Consider the following 17,162-nt stretch of genomic DNA (forward strand, 5'->3'; position numbering starts at 1 on the left):
TTCACGCATTAAAAAATAGTCATATCCCATTCTGTCGCTAAATGCTTTAGTAACTGCACACCAGCCACACTGTTTCCTATTGGATCGATTGCTGGCCCATAAATACCGATACCACAGCCAGTAGGAAATGGGGAATTCAAGCCTGCATGACCTGGAACAGCTGTAAGAATCGCACCGGAAACACCACTTTTAGCAGGCAGGCCAATAAAGGCTGCAAACTTTCCTGAAGCATTGTACATACCGCATGTCACCATCAAGGCCTTCGCTAATTTCGCCACTTGTTTAGGAAATAGCTGTTTCTTTAACAATGGATGGTAGCCATCATTGGCAATGACTAAGCCAATCATCGCTAAATCTGATACATTGACTTCAATTGCACATTGCTTCAAATACACCTCAAGTGCCGCCTCTACTGGACAATCTAGGAAGCCTGAATCCATTAAATAGTAGGCCAATGCTCGATTACGATTGGCGGTTTGCCATTCTGATTGAAATACCTCTTCATTAATACTTAATTGCTTGCCAATGATTTGTTCTAAAAATTGTAGAATTTTTATGACCTTCTCTTGCGGTGAATGACCAGCCAGCATCGAGGACACCGTAATGGCCCCAGCGTTTATCATTGGATTAAACGGTTTCCCTGGTTGATGGCTTTCTAAGCGAATAATAGAGTTGAACGTATCCCCTGTTGGTTCCACATCTACTCTTTCTAGTACATAAGGTAAACCTCGATCCATACAGGCTAATATAAATGTGATCACTTTAGAAACACTTTGAAGTGTAAATAGTTCTGTGGTATCTCCTGCTTTGATTTCGCTGCCATTTGAACCGATTATCGCAATCGCTAATTGGTTCGGATCTTTTTTGGCTAAAGCAGGGATATAGCTAGCACATTGACCTTCTTTGGCAGCAGTGCGAAACTGCGATACCCATTGTGTCATAAGGTGATCCTGCTGATGTGGTTGTATTGACATGTTTGTGTTCTCCTTTCAAAAATGAGGCAAAAACAGAGCCTTCATAGTTCTCCTATGAAGACTCCATCCAATGTCGCTAGCCTTTTATAGCTTAGGAGGCTGTGTTCCCTCTGGAATTAATGATACATATGTTTCTCCATCAAGACGTTCCTGCCATTCCTTTTTCGCTTCCTCGATATAGGCTGGATTATTAAGCACCGCAATAGCCGTACAAGCCATGATTTTAGCCGCCTGTAGCATCCCTTTATGCGCGATTGGCATAACTCCTTGAGAGACAACCTGCCATGTATGTAGTGGTGTTCCTAATGCCATACATACCGTTGTACATTGTACAGTTGGTACATTCCAGCTGACATCTCCTACATCTGTTGAGCCACCCATAATAAATTCGGGTAGCATGCCTTGAACGTGATCAGCAATCACTTTTCCCTGTAATTGCTTGACGTCTTCTTTACGCAAGCCTATTAATGAGGCGGCTTGTACTTCAGGAGTAAACGTATTGAAAATAGCCTGCGCATACTGCTCATCCTCTATTGTATAGTGTGGCATGCCAATTTCAAGTATTTGTTGATACATCACATCATAAAGCGTTTTATTTGTAATCAGATTTGAAGCAGCACCTTCAAAATCAACTTCAACTGAAGTACCTGTCATCAATGTAGCACCCTTAGCAATATTTTCAACGCGCTGATAAATTTCCTGCACTTGCTGCTTTTTAGGTGCTCTAATCAGATACGTTACCTCTGCATATGGTTGTACTACATTCGGTGAAGTTCCACCTGAATTCGTAATAGCATAATGGACACGAGCTTCTGGAATGATATGCTCTCGTAAATAGTTTACCCCAACATTCATAAGCTCAACAGCATCTAAAGCGCTTCTTCCAAGGTGCGGTGCGGCTGCGGCATGTGCACTTTTGCCTGTAAACTTAAAAGTTGCGGCATAGTTTGCTAGAGAGCTACAAGTCATAACCGTTGAAAATGTACCTGGATGCCAAGAGATTGCAATATCCACATCGTCAAAAAGACCAGCTTTCGCCATATAAGCTTTACCAGATCCATTTTCCTCTGCAGGACAGCCATAAAAACGGATTGTTGCTGATTGATGATTTTGCTCTAAGTAATCCTTCACTGCAACAGCAGCTGCAAATGCACCTGTTCCTAATAAATTATGACCACAGCCATGTCCGCTTCCACCATTCTCAAGAGGTTCATGTTGTGTCGCCCCACCTTTTTGACTCAAACCGGGAAGTGCATCATATTCACCTAAAAAGGCAATTACAGGCTTTCCACAACCAAAAGTCCCAACAAGCGCCGTTTCAAGTCCAGCAACGCCAACCTCTGTTTGAAAGCCCTCTTTCTCTAACGCCTCTTTCATATATTGCATGGATTTTTTCTCTTGAAAATGAAGCTCAGGCACAGCCCAAATAGCATCACTTAATGCTACACTTGCCTCTTGTTTGGCTTCAATTAACGCAGAAATTTTTTCATGAAAACTCATTTTTATCCCTCCAATTTTTATGCTTTCAACAATATTCCTTTTTGGTCATTTAGGGTGACAAGCGACACAATACAGATAAGCGCAAAGCCAATTAACATCCAAAAGGCTGCATCAAAGGAGCCATTAAAGGCATCGACCATAAATCCAATCGCCATTGGCGTGACAAAGCCCGCTAATTGCCCCCCTGTATTCGCAATCCCCATTGCCGAGCCTGTAATAGAAGAGGGTAATTTCTTCAGTACAATAACAGGTAGTAATGTAATGACAAACGCAATAAAGATAGAAACAACTGTTTGATAACCAATAAATAACGTCACTGTTTTTGCAGTAAACATTAAATACAATAAAAGACCAATAACTCCACAGGAGATGGAGCCTAACACTTTCTCCATTCCTTTTGGTAGCTTATCAATGATATATCCACTACCATACACACCAATAATCGTTGTAATGGCAGGAATTGTTTGTGCCCAGCCAATGGACATTAGATCCAATCCGCGATTTTTTTGCAGATAAGTCGGGATCCAGGAAACCAAGCCCCAGTTCACGGCATAAATACAGAAATAAGCAATAATTAAATTCCACATCAACGGTGTTTTCAATAGTTCTTTAAAGTTCACTTTGTGTGCAGAATTTTCTGTACTAGCATCTTCTGCTTCGTTTTGTGGAAGTTTAATATATTTCCAATATAAAAAGGCAATAATAGCGCCAATAGCTCCAATAATGATAAACATCATGCGCCAGCCAATCGTCCCTAATAAATAAGCTGCTAGCAGCGGCACGATGAGTGAAACAATGCCACCAGAAGTAAGCATGATGGACATCGCTCTGCCTCTTTCCTCTTTTGGGAAGATTGTGGCAATAATTTTAGAGCTTGCTGGCTGAAATCCACCCTCGCCAATCCCAAATAAAAATCGAATCACAATCATCGCTGTTAATGACCAAGCAATCGCTGTTAGACCCGTAAAAATAGACCACATAATAACAGCCATCAATAAAATTCTTTTAGCGCCAAATTTATCTGCCAGCCAGCCACCTGGTATTTGCATAATGGCATAGCCTAAAAAGAAAGCGCTTAAAATGATACCCGTAGAAGATGCATCCAGTTGCAAATCACCCGTAATCGATACAACTGCATAGTTCATAATGTAGCGATCTAAATTACCTAAAGACCAACCTAAAAATAATAGTGCAAGGATGACATTTCTAGATTTTTTCGTTACTTCATTTGCTGTCATTCATATCCCTCCCATTGATCAGAAACATTTTCTTGATTGCAATGTTTGCTTCATTGCTCTTATTGTTCTTGATGATCTTTGCCCCCTTGCCATAACTAGTAAAATCAACACCCCTTTTATATACCGACATTTTCGTTATATATTCGTATAATAATCAAAGTTCTATGAAATGACAATATTTTTTTGAAAATTTCTAATAGATAATCGTCTTTGATTTACTAAAAAGGTGTACAATTCGTTGATGTAGCTGGGTTGCTCAAAAAATGCCTAATTCTAAAAATAGCAAAAAAATGCCCCAAACCATTAATGGTTTGGGACATTTTTGCAAGATTCTAAACAAGCTGATACATTTTTATTGGTCTACCACGTGTATGCTGTAACTCTTCTCCACAGATTCTCGCTAAATCTACATTACATAAATCAGCTACGATCCGTTGGGCATTTCTTTCGCTCATTTGAAGCTGTGTCGCTAAATCCTTTGTTGTGAAATGCTTCCAGTGCATTTTCTGCACGAGTGCATTTATTTTCATATACGTTTTAATACTAATATTACCCTTTTTTAGTTTTTCTAAAATATAAGGATCTTCTGCTCGATAGGAATAAGCAAGCTCTTCTACATTCCCAACCGATTCAATAATCGTGCCATCATCCTGAATCATGACAATATCAATCGCTTCATTTTCCTTTGTCTGTCTTAGTCCTCGATGTGCATGTAACTCGGCATTAAATACCGTTTGAGCAAAGCCAATGCCTGCTGTCACCTTTGCTTCCATTTCGATCGACAGCTGGTACATTTTTTCTTGTAAAAATTTTATTTGTCCTTCGATGGCTCCCCTTGTACTAAAAATAGTATACTTTCCATTTCCCTCTTCAATAAGAGAGCCATCTATCTGTTCACAAAGCTGGAGCAAATATTCCTTCGTGCGCAATTCTAAATATTGAATGCGATAACCTTGCTTCATGCGCTCTTTCAATGAATCGAAGTCCTTTATTTCAAGCATAACTGCACCAATTTGTGTTTCTTTATAGTAGGATGTTTTGATTTTTTCAGTAAAAAGCTGAACGGTATGATAAATTTCCGTTTTCGTCGGTGAAACCCAATAAGATGGAACACCCTGTTTCCTCAGCTCTTCATCAACAGAAGGATAGCAAGTAATGGCAAAATCAATCTTTCCTTCCTGCCAGAGACTATAGTGGAAATTAAATAACTCCTGCGGATCAATGGCCACATCGAATTCCTTTAAATACATGTGATTTACATTGTGCTGAATCTCCGCGAGACTCTCTGACGCCATTTGAGAAGGGGATGGGATGATATCGATACTAACATTTTCAATAAACTTTTTTTGTTGATAGGACTGCTCTAAAAATCCACGATAAATGGCAGCCTCTGAAAAAATAATATGAGCCAATTTCTCCTGAGAAACATTCGTTTGACGAGCAAGCTTATAAGGGATATAGCCAGAAAATAGCCAGAAATCCACGTCCTGATTATGTTTCTCTACTAGATGCTTTGTTTCAGTTGCTACTTCATAAACATACGGAATAAATTCCATATCCTGTTCAATTTCCCGTGCTAATGCAATAATTCTTTCAACGGATTTAACGGGACCAACAACACCTATTTTATACATCTTTCGTTCCTACCTTCTTTGTGCAACTGCAATCGTTATGTAAAAATTTTCTTTCTCTGTTGTACATAGTATAGCGGACAATTAAATGACAAGACAAATAAAAATGGCTTCCTGTATAAAGAAAAGCCCCGAAAATAGTTCGGGGCCATCTTTGAATAAAAATTATTTTTCAGTTGGATACATTTTTGTATAAAGTAATTCTAATTTTTTGGAAAGCTTACCATAAGCAGTTTGCCATGCCTTCCGAGCCGCATCATCGCCATCTGCTTTGTATAAAGCATGGACTTCTGCTACCTTTTTCAAATCATTTTCAGCCTGAGTTAGCTTCGAATAATTTTTAACAATTTTCTTATCAGTAGCACTTAATTCATCATACTTGGCACGAATTTCTTTCACTTTGTCCTCTAAACCATCCACATACTCGCCTTTTACAAGTAGAGAATTTATGGATTCAATTAACATTAAAGCATTTTCATTCGTTTGTTGCTGACCTTGTTGCTTCTCCATAATTAATTGTCTAGTCGCCGCATCAATAAGACTCACTTGTTTAGACGTTAGCTTTTCAAATGCCTTAATGACTGTGCTCGGATTACTACTAAACGATTTTTCATAGGTCTTCATAAAGGATTCTACTTTTTTCACATCAGCTATTGCAGCTTTTAAAATATCATAATTCGTAATCAGCTTTTTATCACTTGAGCTAAGGCTACTATATTGTGTAGAAAGATTTTGAATTTTTTCCATTGAAACGGTATAGAGATCATTTGAAACGATTGTTGCAATTTCATTATTTAGCTGTGTGATATTCGGTGCATTTTCATCGATAATTTGATTATTTAATAAAGCTTCATACTGTTCTTTTGCTAAATGCTGCTGATTTGCAGGTAATTTTGCATAAGCCTTTTGCACCGTTTCAATTTTTTTAGCTTGTTTCGCAGCATCTGTTTCTTCTCTAGCTGTCTGTACTTTTTTATGGAATGATTTTACACCTGAAATATCCTTCTTCGCCGCTGTTAATAAGTAATAATTCGTCACGTATTTTCTTCCACCAGAAGATAGTGCTTTATAGGATTCTGATGCTGTATCAACAGCAGATTCCAATTGTTTAAATGTAAATGTAGTAACATTTGCCAATTTCGCGATATTCGCCTTTAAAGCCTCAGCTGCTGCCTTATCAGCAGGCACTTTACCATTGTCATCAATCGAAACTTTTGGCGTATTCAGTAAAAAATCATCTGCATTATATACAAGAGACTGTTGTAATGTCGTCAGCTTATTATAAGCTTTTAACGCACTGGAATAACTTGAAGTCAATTTACTTTCCTTAACACCTGTTATGCCCATCAACTTCTGATAAGCGTCCATATCTTTTATTACTTTTTCAGCCGTTTTCAAATCCTTTTGTAGCGTGACAAGATTATCATATCCAATAATTTGTGCTGCTGACGCTTTCGTTAAGCTCTTATATTCTTTAATCATTCGATTAACATTATTGACATGACTTTGCCATGAACTAGCCGATGGATTGATTGGATAGATATCATCGCCAATATAGCTGTCTATATCATGATTTAGTGCAGCAATTTGACTTTCTTCAGCACTTTCTGCAACTGTTAAACGCTGCAAATACGTATCTGATACTAATTTTAATTGCTTATATGTTAATTTTTCATAGGCAGAACGAATGGACTTGGCAGCCGTAACTTGCTTATTCGGCGTATTGTTTGGTGATAATTTATCAAATGACTTAATAAATTGCTCAACCTTTTTAATATCCGCTTTAGCTTCCGTTAAAATAGTCTGATTTTGAATAGCGCCTCGGTAATTTTGGGATAGCTTTGCGATATCCGCTTCAATGCTAGTAACTAGCGTTTGTAGGGCATCCTTATCTGAAGGTACATATTGCGCGAGAGAATTCTCGTAGGATAGTAAATGAACAATTGCTTGATTTAGTCTTCGTACTTCTGTTATTTCCTCAAGGTCATTTGGCTCATTTAAAAGATCTTTAATGTTCGTATATAGGGTATCATTCACATCTAAGCTACGTTGTAACTGATCGAGCTTATTATATGCCTCTTCAATTTCTTGAATATATTTAGGTCTGTCTTTTTCATTAACGTCCTTTATTTTATCGACTTTTTCTTCTAATTTACTGACTAGTTCCACATCAGCAAGTGCTCTCTTTAGGACTTCATAATTGGATACATTTGCTTTAGCTGGTACTGATAAGGCTTGATATTTACTTTCTAATGCTGTTAGCTGTCCCTTAAATGACTCTAGGCTCGATACATTATATTGATTATCATGCACCAGTAAGGCCTTAATATCATTCATTAACGTATCCGTTGGTTCTTTAGATACAGTAATAGCGGTAGAGAAATCTGACTCCACAAACGCAGTACCTACCTGTGCTTTTACTTTGACAATAATATCTTTGATGCCCTTTTCAATGGCATCCTTTGGTATTGTATATGTGCCACCAGCGGCTCCCTCAATAATGGTAAAGGAACTATCACCAAGTTTATAAAACCATTGATAACTATATGTAATTTGGCCACTCTGTAATTTCGCGCCTGCTTTATCCGTTACAGTAACACCTGCCACTTTAACGGTTTCCCCAGGTGCAACAAAATCAGAAGCGGAATAGCCCTCCAGCGTTGGAGCTGTTATCTCAAGATCTAATTGATTAATCTTACGTGTTTCACTTTGAAACTTTTTACCATCAGTTGTAGTAGCCTCCACGAAAATTGATTTTCCAGCCGCTTCAACCGGTACTTTTAAAGTAGACGATGTAGCACCTGAAATTGGCTTATTCGTCGTATTTTTTGAACCATCTTCACCATCAATTTTCTCTAAATAATACCACTGATAAGCATTAACTACTGTATTTTCTGGCAATTTATCAACTGTTAATGTTTCATTGACAATATTTTGTCCAGTAATGATAACCGTTTCTGCTGCACCTGCTACGGTTGGTACAATAAGTGCTACAGGAATAGCTGCTGCTGTTAAAAATAATTTCTTATTCAAATCGATTAACCTCCTCTATCCATCTAATGAATTATATCGACCATAAAGCCATAATTTCCTTTGTTCTGCAGAAAGAATTCTAAAAAGTGTATTTTCTCCTGAATTAATATTAAAACAATAATAATATTTTGATTAAACAATAAAAAATCTAGCAGAGATTGTCTGCTAGATTGCTGTTTATTATAAGTTTATTGCTTCATATAGCTGTTCTAATTTCTTAGATAATTTATTATATGCCTTTTGCCATGCTTCCTCATCATCTTTAAGTAATATTACTTCTTTCACTTTTTGTAAATCACTTTCAGCCTGTATAAGCTTGCTATAATTTTTGACAAGTTTTTGTTGCATAGCTGTTAAGTGATTATATTTGTTCTTTATATCAATTATTCGATTTTCTAAGTCCGACACATAATATCCATCTATTTGTAATTCATTGATTGAATCAATCGTCTCTAATACAAGATCATTGGCTGTTTGCTCACTTGTTTCCATTTTTTGAATCTCTTCCAATAAACTCGTTAACTGTCCATTCATCTCGGCCTCATAGCCCTCTAATAAACTAATCTGTAGCGTTGTGAGCTTTCGAAAATCTTTAATAATCGCCGATGGATTTTTTTCTAGATTCGTCTGGAATTTCTTAATGAAGGACTCAACAGCTTTGACGTCACTTATTGCTTGTTTAAGATCCTGAGCATTGGTAATTAGTTTTTTCTCAGCAGAGGAAAGAGCATTGTACTTGTTAATCATATCCTTTACTTCAGTTAGCGAAAAAATATAGCCATTTGCATCCATAAGTTCTTTATTTAAATCGTTATAATTCTCTGTATATTCTTCGATTTTATTGCTGATTTTTACATAAAGAGGTTGAGCTAATCCTTGCTGAATGGCATTTAATTTGCTGTATGCTTTTTGAACAGTCTGTAGCTTCGAATATTGTTTAGTGGAATCTGCTACAGATAATGCCTCATTGACCTTCTTATCAAAGGATCTGACCGCTCTCACATTGGCTTCGGCAGCTTTTAAGTCTGCATAATTTATCACATATTTCTTTACGCCTTTAGGCAACTCTTTATATTTATTGACTAATTCGTCCACAGCTCTAGCATAGCTTTCAAAGTCAGATGAATCGTTAAGAGCATTTTTAATGTCATCACTGAATTTCTTACCTACAGTTGCATCGTTACTTGTCTCACCAGGAATCTCATTATTCGTAGGAATTTCATTCAAAAGAGTAGCATTATAAACATACTTTTGCTGAGATATAGTTAATTTATTATACGCTTTTAATGCAGAATGAAAGGCCGACTGTATTTTGTTAAATTTCGTTTCAGGTTTCAATAGCGCATTATATTTTTCTATTTGGATAATGACTTTTTCAGCTGCCTTTAAATCCTTTTGCATTTGAAGCATTTCGTTTTTTGTCGCCATATCATTATAGGACTTTAAACTTTTTTGCAGTGAGATGATGGTATTGACTTTCGATTTAAGTGTTTCCCATTCATTCGCTAATCCTGCTGCCCCTTTCACCTCGGCTAGCAATTGCTCCAGCTCTTCGATTGTCGTACGTTCTGCGTTTTCAGCTTCCACTAGAAGGGGTAGCTTATATTCTACCAATCCTTGCTGACGTAAGTTCAGCTTCAAATAGGCTGACCGAATGCTTTTAGCTGTTGCTACCTTTTGTTTAGGCGTCTGCTCTTGCAATTTATCAAATAGTTTTTCAAATTTTTGTGCACTTTTTAAATCTGCTTTTGCCATTGTTAAAATGGCTTGATTTTGCACAACCGTTTTATACTCCGGTAAAAGGGCATTAATTTTAGCATCTATATCTGCTATTTTTTCCGCTAAGATACTCGTTGTTTCTGAAGCGTATTGTGGGATCGGATCCATACCGTCTCCCAATAACTCTGTAATCAGTCTATTGATTTCACCAAGCTTTGCAAGCTCCTTTTGACTATCTGGATTTTTCAGCAATAAATCTACTATTTGCTGATAAATATTACCAGCATCTAAGCTTCGTTGTAAATAATCCAGTTGATCATATTCAGCCTTTAGTTGTTGAAGCTGTTGGAGGCTACTCTTTCCATCTAATGCTTTTATTTGCGCTGCAAGACGCTCTACTTTGGCAATATCAGCTACAGCACGCTGCAATATCGAGTAGTTTGTCACCTGTGCCTTTGCTGCTGGTGTTAATTTTTGATATTGATTGTCTATCTGAGATAGAACTGACTTTATATCTTCTCTATAGATAACACGTTTTTGGGTATCCATTGTGAGCAACGTGGCAATTTGTTTTTCAATAGCTTTTATGTGATTGTCTGAAATACGGATTGGCGTTACGGCAATACCAGAAATCACTTGATCTCCCACTTTTGCAGTAACCTTCACCACAATATCCTTCATTGCTGAATCCTGTGTATCTTTAGGAATCATATAGGAAGGAGTGGAGGCATTGGGGATGATAGAATAACTACTTCCTACCTTATATAGCCATTGATAGGTAAACGAAATTTGTTTCGACTCTAACGTGATTTTTTGTGAAGTATCCGTTTCTGTTGTAACAACAGGGATTTTCACTTTAAGCGTATCTCCAGGCACGACAAAATCTCCACCTGTGAAGCCTTCAAATTCAATTGCTTCTATACTAAAATTCAGCTTCTGAATCTTTTTATTCAGACTTACATATACCAATCCATCTTCTGTTTTGGCCTCCATAAAGATCAGTTTATCAGCAGCTAAAGGTGGTATAACGAGCTCTAATTTCGTTTCATTTGCAATGGGTTTCGCCTTATTATCTTCTAGGACATACCATTGAAAATTTGTAAATACAGTCGGTTTATTTGTGTTACTTGATAAACCTTCAATTTTAGCGACTAACTTACCATTCACATAATCATTGCCTTCAGTCAAAAGAGTTCCTTTAACAACGATTTTTTTACTTTCATACATTTTCCCACGGTCATCTGTAACCTTAACAATAATGGATTTTCCTAATGCATCTGAAGGTATTAAATAGACGTTGCTAGTTTGTGAAGAAAGCAGCTCCTCTACGCCCGCTTTCACAAAATACCATTCGTACTGATAATTAGCATCTTTTGGTAAGGAGGTGATATCAGCCTTTAATTCTGTCCCTACCATACCACTTCCTTCAATAGTTACCTGCTCTGAAGCAGCATGTGCATCGATAGGCATAATAAAAGCTGCTGGGGCTACTGCCATTAGTAAGAATTTTGCCTTAGTCATTCAAAATCCGCTCCTTACATTATGTATATATCACATATTATAGCAATACTTTCCACCTACTAGCAATGACACTTCAAATAATGGGATCTCTAATGAGAGCGTTTCACTAGTATAAAATGTTATGAAAAACAAAAGCCTTCTAATCCACATTCGTAGCATCGACGAAGAGATTAAAAGGTGAAAAAAGTATGTCTATGTGCTTCTGCTTCATTTGCTTATCCACGAATCATATAAGTTGGACGGTTCAGGGTACTATACGTATAAGAGTGTGTATGATTCGTTTCACTTACGATAATTCGAATGGTCATCCCTTCTCCTACTTTGCTGTCTAAGGTGAATTTCCCATTAAAAGCCTGAACTCGCTCTTGCATACCTTGAATGCCCATAGAATCGGCAAGTAAAATATCATCTATATGACAACCCACCCCGTCATCGGTATACAATATTTCAAAGCCCTCTTCGGTACCCAATAAATAAATTTCTACTGTATGGGCATACGAATGCTTTAAAGCATTGTTTAATAATTCTTGGAACAGTCGATAAATCATTAAATTCAAACGCTCATCCTCTAAATAAAGACGGTCAATGGTATAGATCAAAACAAAATCAGCACGTTTATGGATTTTTTGTATAAGCTTCTCAAGGGCTGCATTTAAACCCAATGTATCTAAGAGTGGAGGCTTTAAATTTTCACAATAGCCCCTTAAATCATTCAATGAGGTAAGCATATGTTCATGAAGCTTCACAAGTTTTGTGGGGATCTCCTCTTTTTCCTTTGTATGCATGAGAACACCCATTTCTCTCGCAATATGAAGCTGTTCTTGTAAAATCGTATCATGAAGTTCCTGAGCAAGCTGATATTTTTCTTCCTCGAAGCGTAGCCAAAGTAATTTGTTGAGCCATGGCAGCTGTCGATTATCAGCCTCTTTCATATGCTTTAACTGATTTAAAAGCTCCTCGACCATTTTTGTATTTTCGATAAAATTATTTAAATAGAGCAGCAGCAATTCGAGCCATAACAATTCCTCATCCTTCAGATAAATCGATTTATTATGATCCACAACAAGAATGCGTTTATAATTTGCATCTTGATGAATAAAGGCGATATAGAAATGATCTGTTTTTTTAATATCCCCTAAACCTAATCGTTCGACTAGAACCTCATCAATCTGATGCTGCGTGTATTCCTTGGATTTGTTCGTCAATGTCACTTGATGTGTTTGAAAATCATAGGTTAAAACATATACCCTTTCCATTTCAAGCTGGAGCACAACCTCCTGCACAAATTTCTCCAATAAATCCTCAATCTTTACAACTCTCCCAATACTATCGACGGTTGTATACAAGCGGTGGATGTAATCCCCTTTTGTAGAAAATAAAATTTTCCGCTTACGATAATCAATCCGCTCTTTTATATAAAACAAAGCCATTAACGATAGAAAGGCGAAAAAGAAAATCTCCGTCATGCGCGTAATGGATAGATCGGTCAATAAATATAAACCGGCTAATAACCAAATTGTAAAGCCAAAGGAAAAATTAAAATAATAACGTAATCGAGAAATAAAATACTCCATATCGAAAATACGTTCAGTTAGCTGTGTGAATATGAAGCTAAATGGAATAAGCATTAAAAATAATGAACATACATCACCAGAGAGTATATGTTTATGAAAGAAAATTTCTGGTATTGCAAACAAAAAAAGAAATGGTAAGAATGGGATAATAATGCTCAATAAAAAAAGCTTTAACTGAGGTGTTTTATATATTATATAACCTCTTCCTAGTATAGAAAGAATTACTACTAGTAAAATTAAAAATAACAATAGAGTAATTTTTGAGAATAATGGATTTGTAGATGGGTAAATAATACTCAATATACTAAGGAAAACAATAGTTAAAGGTATTGAATATAATATTTTAATTTTTTGAATAAAACCCCATTTTAAATTCAAAAATAAAAAATAATTTCTTAAAAAATGTATTAAAATAACAAGACAAAGTAACATGCTACTTCGATTAACAACTGTACCAACACTATTTAGCCTTCCTGATGCACCAATACTCACATAAGCCAAAGAAACAGTTAGAATAAATAAAATAAGTAAATTAATTAAGCTTGTGTTCTTTTGTTTATAGTATAGGTAAATTGAGATAAGTAAACTTAATAAATAGAAGCTTCCTGGTATTACCAATACATATAATAGTTGTTCTGGGATGTCGAATGGGGCAATATGTAAATGTATAATTTCCCCGTTTTTTTTCAACAGTGTTAATTCTTTAGCAACTCTAATGACAGGATTATAAGTAATATTCTCCAATTCCTCGATCTTTTGCCCATCAATTTCTAGAATAATGTCACCAGAAGCAATTTTTTGCTTGTCTGCCCATTCTTTATAGTATGGATCAATTATTAACCACTGATCATTTTTTTCTTGTAATTTGATACCCAAAAAAGGTGTGCTATAAGTGACATAAAGTAAATAAATCCCCAAAATTAAATATGCACTTATAGCAAACCATAACCATTTATTTTTTATTAACTTAGTACCAAAGACCATTTTCTAATCGAACATCTTCATCAAACGAATCCAAGATTGCCTTTTGTTCAAGTGCTGAAATACCAATAAGAGAAGCTTTTTTTTCTTTTAACAATGTTACCAACGACGGATTTTGCTCTAAATATTGAATAACGTTAATCATTAAAATCTCCTCATTTCATTAGTTTTTTTAAGATTATAGTTACAAGTATTTGCCAATAAGTTCTTTATTAAAGTAATTATTAACCATATATGTAACTATATTTTCATTATACTATCTCCCTCCAATAATTCAACATAATTTTCTAAAAAATACAAAAAATTAATAGGATATGTAATAATTTTGCTATATTTCTCAAATCAAATTCTCCAAAAATAGACATAAAATCAAATAAAAAGCCTATTCCCAATAGTAGGAATAAGCTTCTAATAGTTTGCATAGCTATACTGTTTCTAACTGACAGCCATCTTGTAGCCACTTGTTTAAATCGGATGTGATTAACGTAGCATGTTGGGGATTCATATCACCACAATCCACCGCAAAAACGTGACCATCCTCTCCTTGTCTATTCATTAGAAAAACCATTCCACCTCCATCATCACCAATGGCTATATAGCCCTTCGCATATTCTGCTACTTCCCAAGTCTCGTTTCTTTCTAGCAATTCTACTGTACCGTAAATTAACACGCTGTTAGTGAACGATAAACCATTCATCTCTTTTAAGACATATCGATAAACTTGAGGGAGATGGAAAGTCAGGCCCTTCTCCACATGTAGAATTTCGTGCTCTGTAGCAGGTGGATTGGCCGCCGCACTATTATGTAGTGGGTACATTTCGTCACCATCCTTTCATTTGAAATAGCTTACACCTAAGCTGCACAAAATTCGTAAAATGCCATGATTAAGTGGTCAATCTCTTCTTTCTTAATCATTTTATCCAACCATTCATGTGGAATTTCATCCATATTCTTATACATACCCGCAATAGCGCCCGTAATGGCTGCAACGGTATCTGTATCTTCTCCCAGATTTACAGCCCTTAGAATAGCCTCTTTAAACGTTGTAGAATTACCTACACACCAGATTGCGGCCTCTAGTGAATGGACAATATAGCCACTTGAGCTAATATCACGCTCTGCAATCTTTAAAAAGTTTTCCTCAAAAATCCTTGCATATGCATTTAGCTCCGCTCGCAGATCATCCTGTAAATGACTTTGGAGCAATGAATATACCTCCTTTAAGGCTGCTTCTAGCGTATTATTTCGATACAAGCTTAATAGCAATTCAATATAAATGATGGACCCAACGATTGAACGTGGATGGGCATGCGTAATTTCTGTATATTGTTGTACCCACGCTTTTCTTTTATCAAAATCTAACTCATTCATCACCACAAATACGATAGGCGCTATCCTCATAAGGGTGCCATTGCCATTATCAAACTCGCCCGTTTTCCCACAATGCTCAGGTAAAACACCATTTTTATAGTTCGTAACGGCTTCAGCAGTCGTGATGCCTATATCAAACATTTCTCCAAATGGTGTAAGATAGCCCTGCTCCATGTATCGTACAAACTTATTCATTAAGGTTTTCGTATCGCCTTTTTCAATGATATTTTCGACTAAACATAACGTTAAAGAAGTATCATCAGACCAAGTACCTGGTGGCTGATTGTAAGTACCATACCCGGTCACATCCTGCACATGGAAAGTCCCTCTTTGCTTAAACTCAACAGGTACTCCCATTAGATCACCGATAATCCCACCATATAATGTTGCAAACACTCGTTCCTTCAAATTTGTATCTACCATCGGATGTCACTTCCCCTTTCTATGTCAAACATAATACAAAAAAGACGATAATTGAAGATGTGAATCTTCCCCCATCGTCTGTCCTATAAAGTGGACTCTATTGATATTTTTTCATAAATATTTATGTTTAAACTAATACCTCAATTGACTTTAGCAAAAACATATCTATTATTTTCATGTGGACATAAACAAAAGAGCATTTAACTGTTTCCAACAAACTACTTGTAATAAATTATAAAATTTTCGATAGTTTACTACCGACAAACGCATTCCCCCAACCATTATTCTCACCTATTGAGAATAGCTTAAAAGGATTTACATCGGGTAATGGTATATGATTTTCAATCAAATAATTAATTAATATCTCTAACTCATCCAAACTATCTTGCCCATAGTCAACTATTTTGGTATATGCATGACTAGTACCAATATAATAAATTGATGTCATCACAAATTCTATTTTCTTATCAAGATTTTGATATAATTTAGAAAGAAATTCAAAGTTTTCTTCATCTAAATATTCAAAGTCATGTTCTTCATACAATTTAAACTCCAGTAAATTTTCTGGAATTATTTCAGATATAACACCACTCCAATCATCAATATACTTTATACTTGTGAAATCCCACAAATATTCTAATATTATTCTCCATTCATTCACATCATAATCTAAATATTGTAAGGTATTTTCTAAACAGCTAATGCTAAATGAAACCCTACCATTCAACGAAATTTTTCTAAAAATTTGTATATTCACAATAAAACTCCCTCATATATAAATTTGTACAAAATGGGGATTGATAAAAAGAAAAACATATGTAAAAAAGAAACTTATGGCGTCTTCTTTACATATGTTTTTGTATCTTAATTAAGAATATTGCCAATAACTTTTTATGGGATTCTCAATTAATTGAACCTTCTAAAATATATGCATCTAAATAGACCCGAACGCAAAAAGATAACTTTAAGATCTACCTTCTTGTACTTTAATGGCCATTAAGTTCATTGAGTAAAAAAAAGACCTGCGTCATTCTCACTACAGTTTCTCTTTATAAATAAATATCCAATTGAGACAAAAATGATAATCATTTAAACCTAAGCTTTCTAGTTGTAACAGAGATGGCTTACCCCCAATTAACGATCCACAGTAAAACTCTATGTCATCAAAATCTTCATCTTCTTCATCTAAATCCAAAT

The 17,162-nt window shown here is 35.8% G+C and carries 12 protein-coding genes; all 12 read right to left on the reverse strand.

The window, feature by feature from the left end; genetic code table 11:
* Positions 1-8: 8 nt before the first annotated feature.
* The 12 genes from MHI22_RS07310 to MHI22_RS07365 all read right to left on the reverse strand — a co-directional run bounded on the left by MHI22_RS07310 (position 9) and on the right by MHI22_RS07365 (position 17,160).
* Entirely contained in the window at positions 9-974 is a 966-nt protein-coding gene (locus MHI22_RS07310; protein WP_058844017.1) for a glutaminase, read from the reverse strand.
* 84 nt (positions 975-1,058) lie between these two features.
* Positions 1,059-2,474: a M20 family metallopeptidase gene (locus tag MHI22_RS07315; protein WP_340811508.1), complete on the reverse strand. Its 1,416-nt coding sequence runs from the start codon at positions 2,472-2,474 to the stop codon at positions 1,059-1,061.
* 17 nt (positions 2,475-2,491) lie between these two features.
* Positions 2,492-3,712: an MFS transporter gene (locus tag MHI22_RS07320; protein WP_340811510.1), complete on the reverse strand. Its 1,221-nt coding sequence runs from the start codon at positions 3,710-3,712 to the stop codon at positions 2,492-2,494.
* A 332-nt stretch (positions 3,713-4,044) separates the two neighbouring features.
* On the reverse strand, positions 4,045-5,346 hold the full coding sequence (locus tag MHI22_RS07325) for a hypothetical protein (RefSeq protein WP_036122937.1): 1,302 nt from the start codon (positions 5,344-5,346) through the stop codon (positions 4,045-4,047).
* Between the two features lie 162 nt (positions 5,347-5,508).
* Positions 5,509-8,376: a hypothetical protein gene (locus tag MHI22_RS07330; RefSeq protein ID WP_340811513.1), complete on the reverse strand. Its 2,868-nt coding sequence runs from the start codon at positions 8,374-8,376 to the stop codon at positions 5,509-5,511.
* 180 nt (positions 8,377-8,556) lie between these two features.
* Entirely contained in the window at positions 8,557-11,616 is a 3,060-nt protein-coding gene (locus tag MHI22_RS07335; protein ID WP_340811515.1) for a hypothetical protein, read from the reverse strand.
* Between the two features lie 215 nt (positions 11,617-11,831).
* On the reverse strand, positions 11,832-14,174 hold the full coding sequence (locus MHI22_RS07340; RefSeq protein ID WP_058844012.1) for an ATP-binding protein: 2,343 nt from the start codon (positions 14,172-14,174) through the stop codon (positions 11,832-11,834).
* Positions 14,158-14,316, reverse strand: a complete 159-nt coding sequence (gene comX / locus MHI22_RS07345) for a competence pheromone ComX (RefSeq protein ID WP_058844011.1) — start codon at positions 14,314-14,316, stop codon at positions 14,158-14,160. The genes MHI22_RS07340 and comX overlap by 17 nt, the downstream gene beginning before the upstream one ends.
* A gap of 279 nt (positions 14,317-14,595) precedes the next feature.
* Positions 14,596-14,988, reverse strand: a complete 393-nt coding sequence (locus tag MHI22_RS07350) for an SMI1/KNR4 family protein (RefSeq protein WP_340811518.1) — start codon at positions 14,986-14,988, stop codon at positions 14,596-14,598.
* Positions 14,989-15,023: 35 nt separating this feature from the next.
* Positions 15,024-15,965: an ADP-ribosylglycohydrolase family protein gene (locus MHI22_RS07355; RefSeq protein ID WP_340811520.1), complete on the reverse strand. Its 942-nt coding sequence runs from the start codon at positions 15,963-15,965 to the stop codon at positions 15,024-15,026.
* 232 nt (positions 15,966-16,197) lie between these two features.
* Positions 16,198-16,722, reverse strand: a complete 525-nt coding sequence (locus tag MHI22_RS07360; protein ID WP_340811522.1) for a hypothetical protein — start codon at positions 16,720-16,722, stop codon at positions 16,198-16,200.
* A gap of 279 nt (positions 16,723-17,001) precedes the next feature.
* Positions 17,002-17,160 (reverse strand): hypothetical protein, encoded by a 159-nt coding sequence (locus MHI22_RS07365; RefSeq protein WP_340811523.1) that lies wholly within the window; start codon positions 17,158-17,160, stop codon positions 17,002-17,004.
* Positions 17,161-17,162: the final 2 nt, after the last annotated feature.

The organism is Lysinibacillus sp. FSL L8-0312, assembly GCF_038003285.1.
Taxonomy (GTDB): domain Bacteria; phylum Bacillota; class Bacilli; order Bacillales_A; family Planococcaceae; genus Lysinibacillus; species Lysinibacillus fusiformis_D.

Coding starts and splice junctions, on each gene's coding strand:
- MHI22_RS07310 (WP_058844017.1), bottom strand. CDS start 974: ATGTCAATACAACCACATCAGCAGGATCACCTTATGACACAATGGGTA.
- MHI22_RS07315 (WP_340811508.1), bottom strand. CDS start 2,474: ATGAGTTTTCATGAAAAAATTTCTGCGTTAATTGAAGCCAAACAAGAG.
- MHI22_RS07320 (WP_340811510.1), bottom strand. CDS start 3,712: ATGACAGCAAATGAAGTAACGAAAAAATCTAGAAATGTCATCCTTGCA.
- MHI22_RS07325 (WP_036122937.1), bottom strand. CDS start 5,346: ATGTATAAAATAGGTGTTGTTGGTCCCGTTAAATCCGTTGAAAGAATT.
- MHI22_RS07335 (WP_340811515.1), bottom strand. CDS start 11,616: ATGACTAAGGCAAAATTCTTACTAATGGCAGTAGCCCCAGCAGCTTTT.
- MHI22_RS07340 (WP_058844012.1), bottom strand. CDS start 14,174: ATGGTCTTTGGTACTAAGTTAATAAAAAATAAATGGTTATGGTTTGCT.
- comX (WP_058844011.1), bottom strand. CDS start 14,316: ATGATTAACGTTATTCAATATTTAGAGCAAAATCCGTCGTTGGTAACA.
- MHI22_RS07350 (WP_340811518.1), bottom strand. CDS start 14,988: ATGTACCCACTACATAATAGTGCGGCGGCCAATCCACCTGCTACAGAG.
- MHI22_RS07355 (WP_340811520.1), bottom strand. CDS start 15,965: ATGGTAGATACAAATTTGAAGGAACGAGTGTTTGCAACATTATATGGT.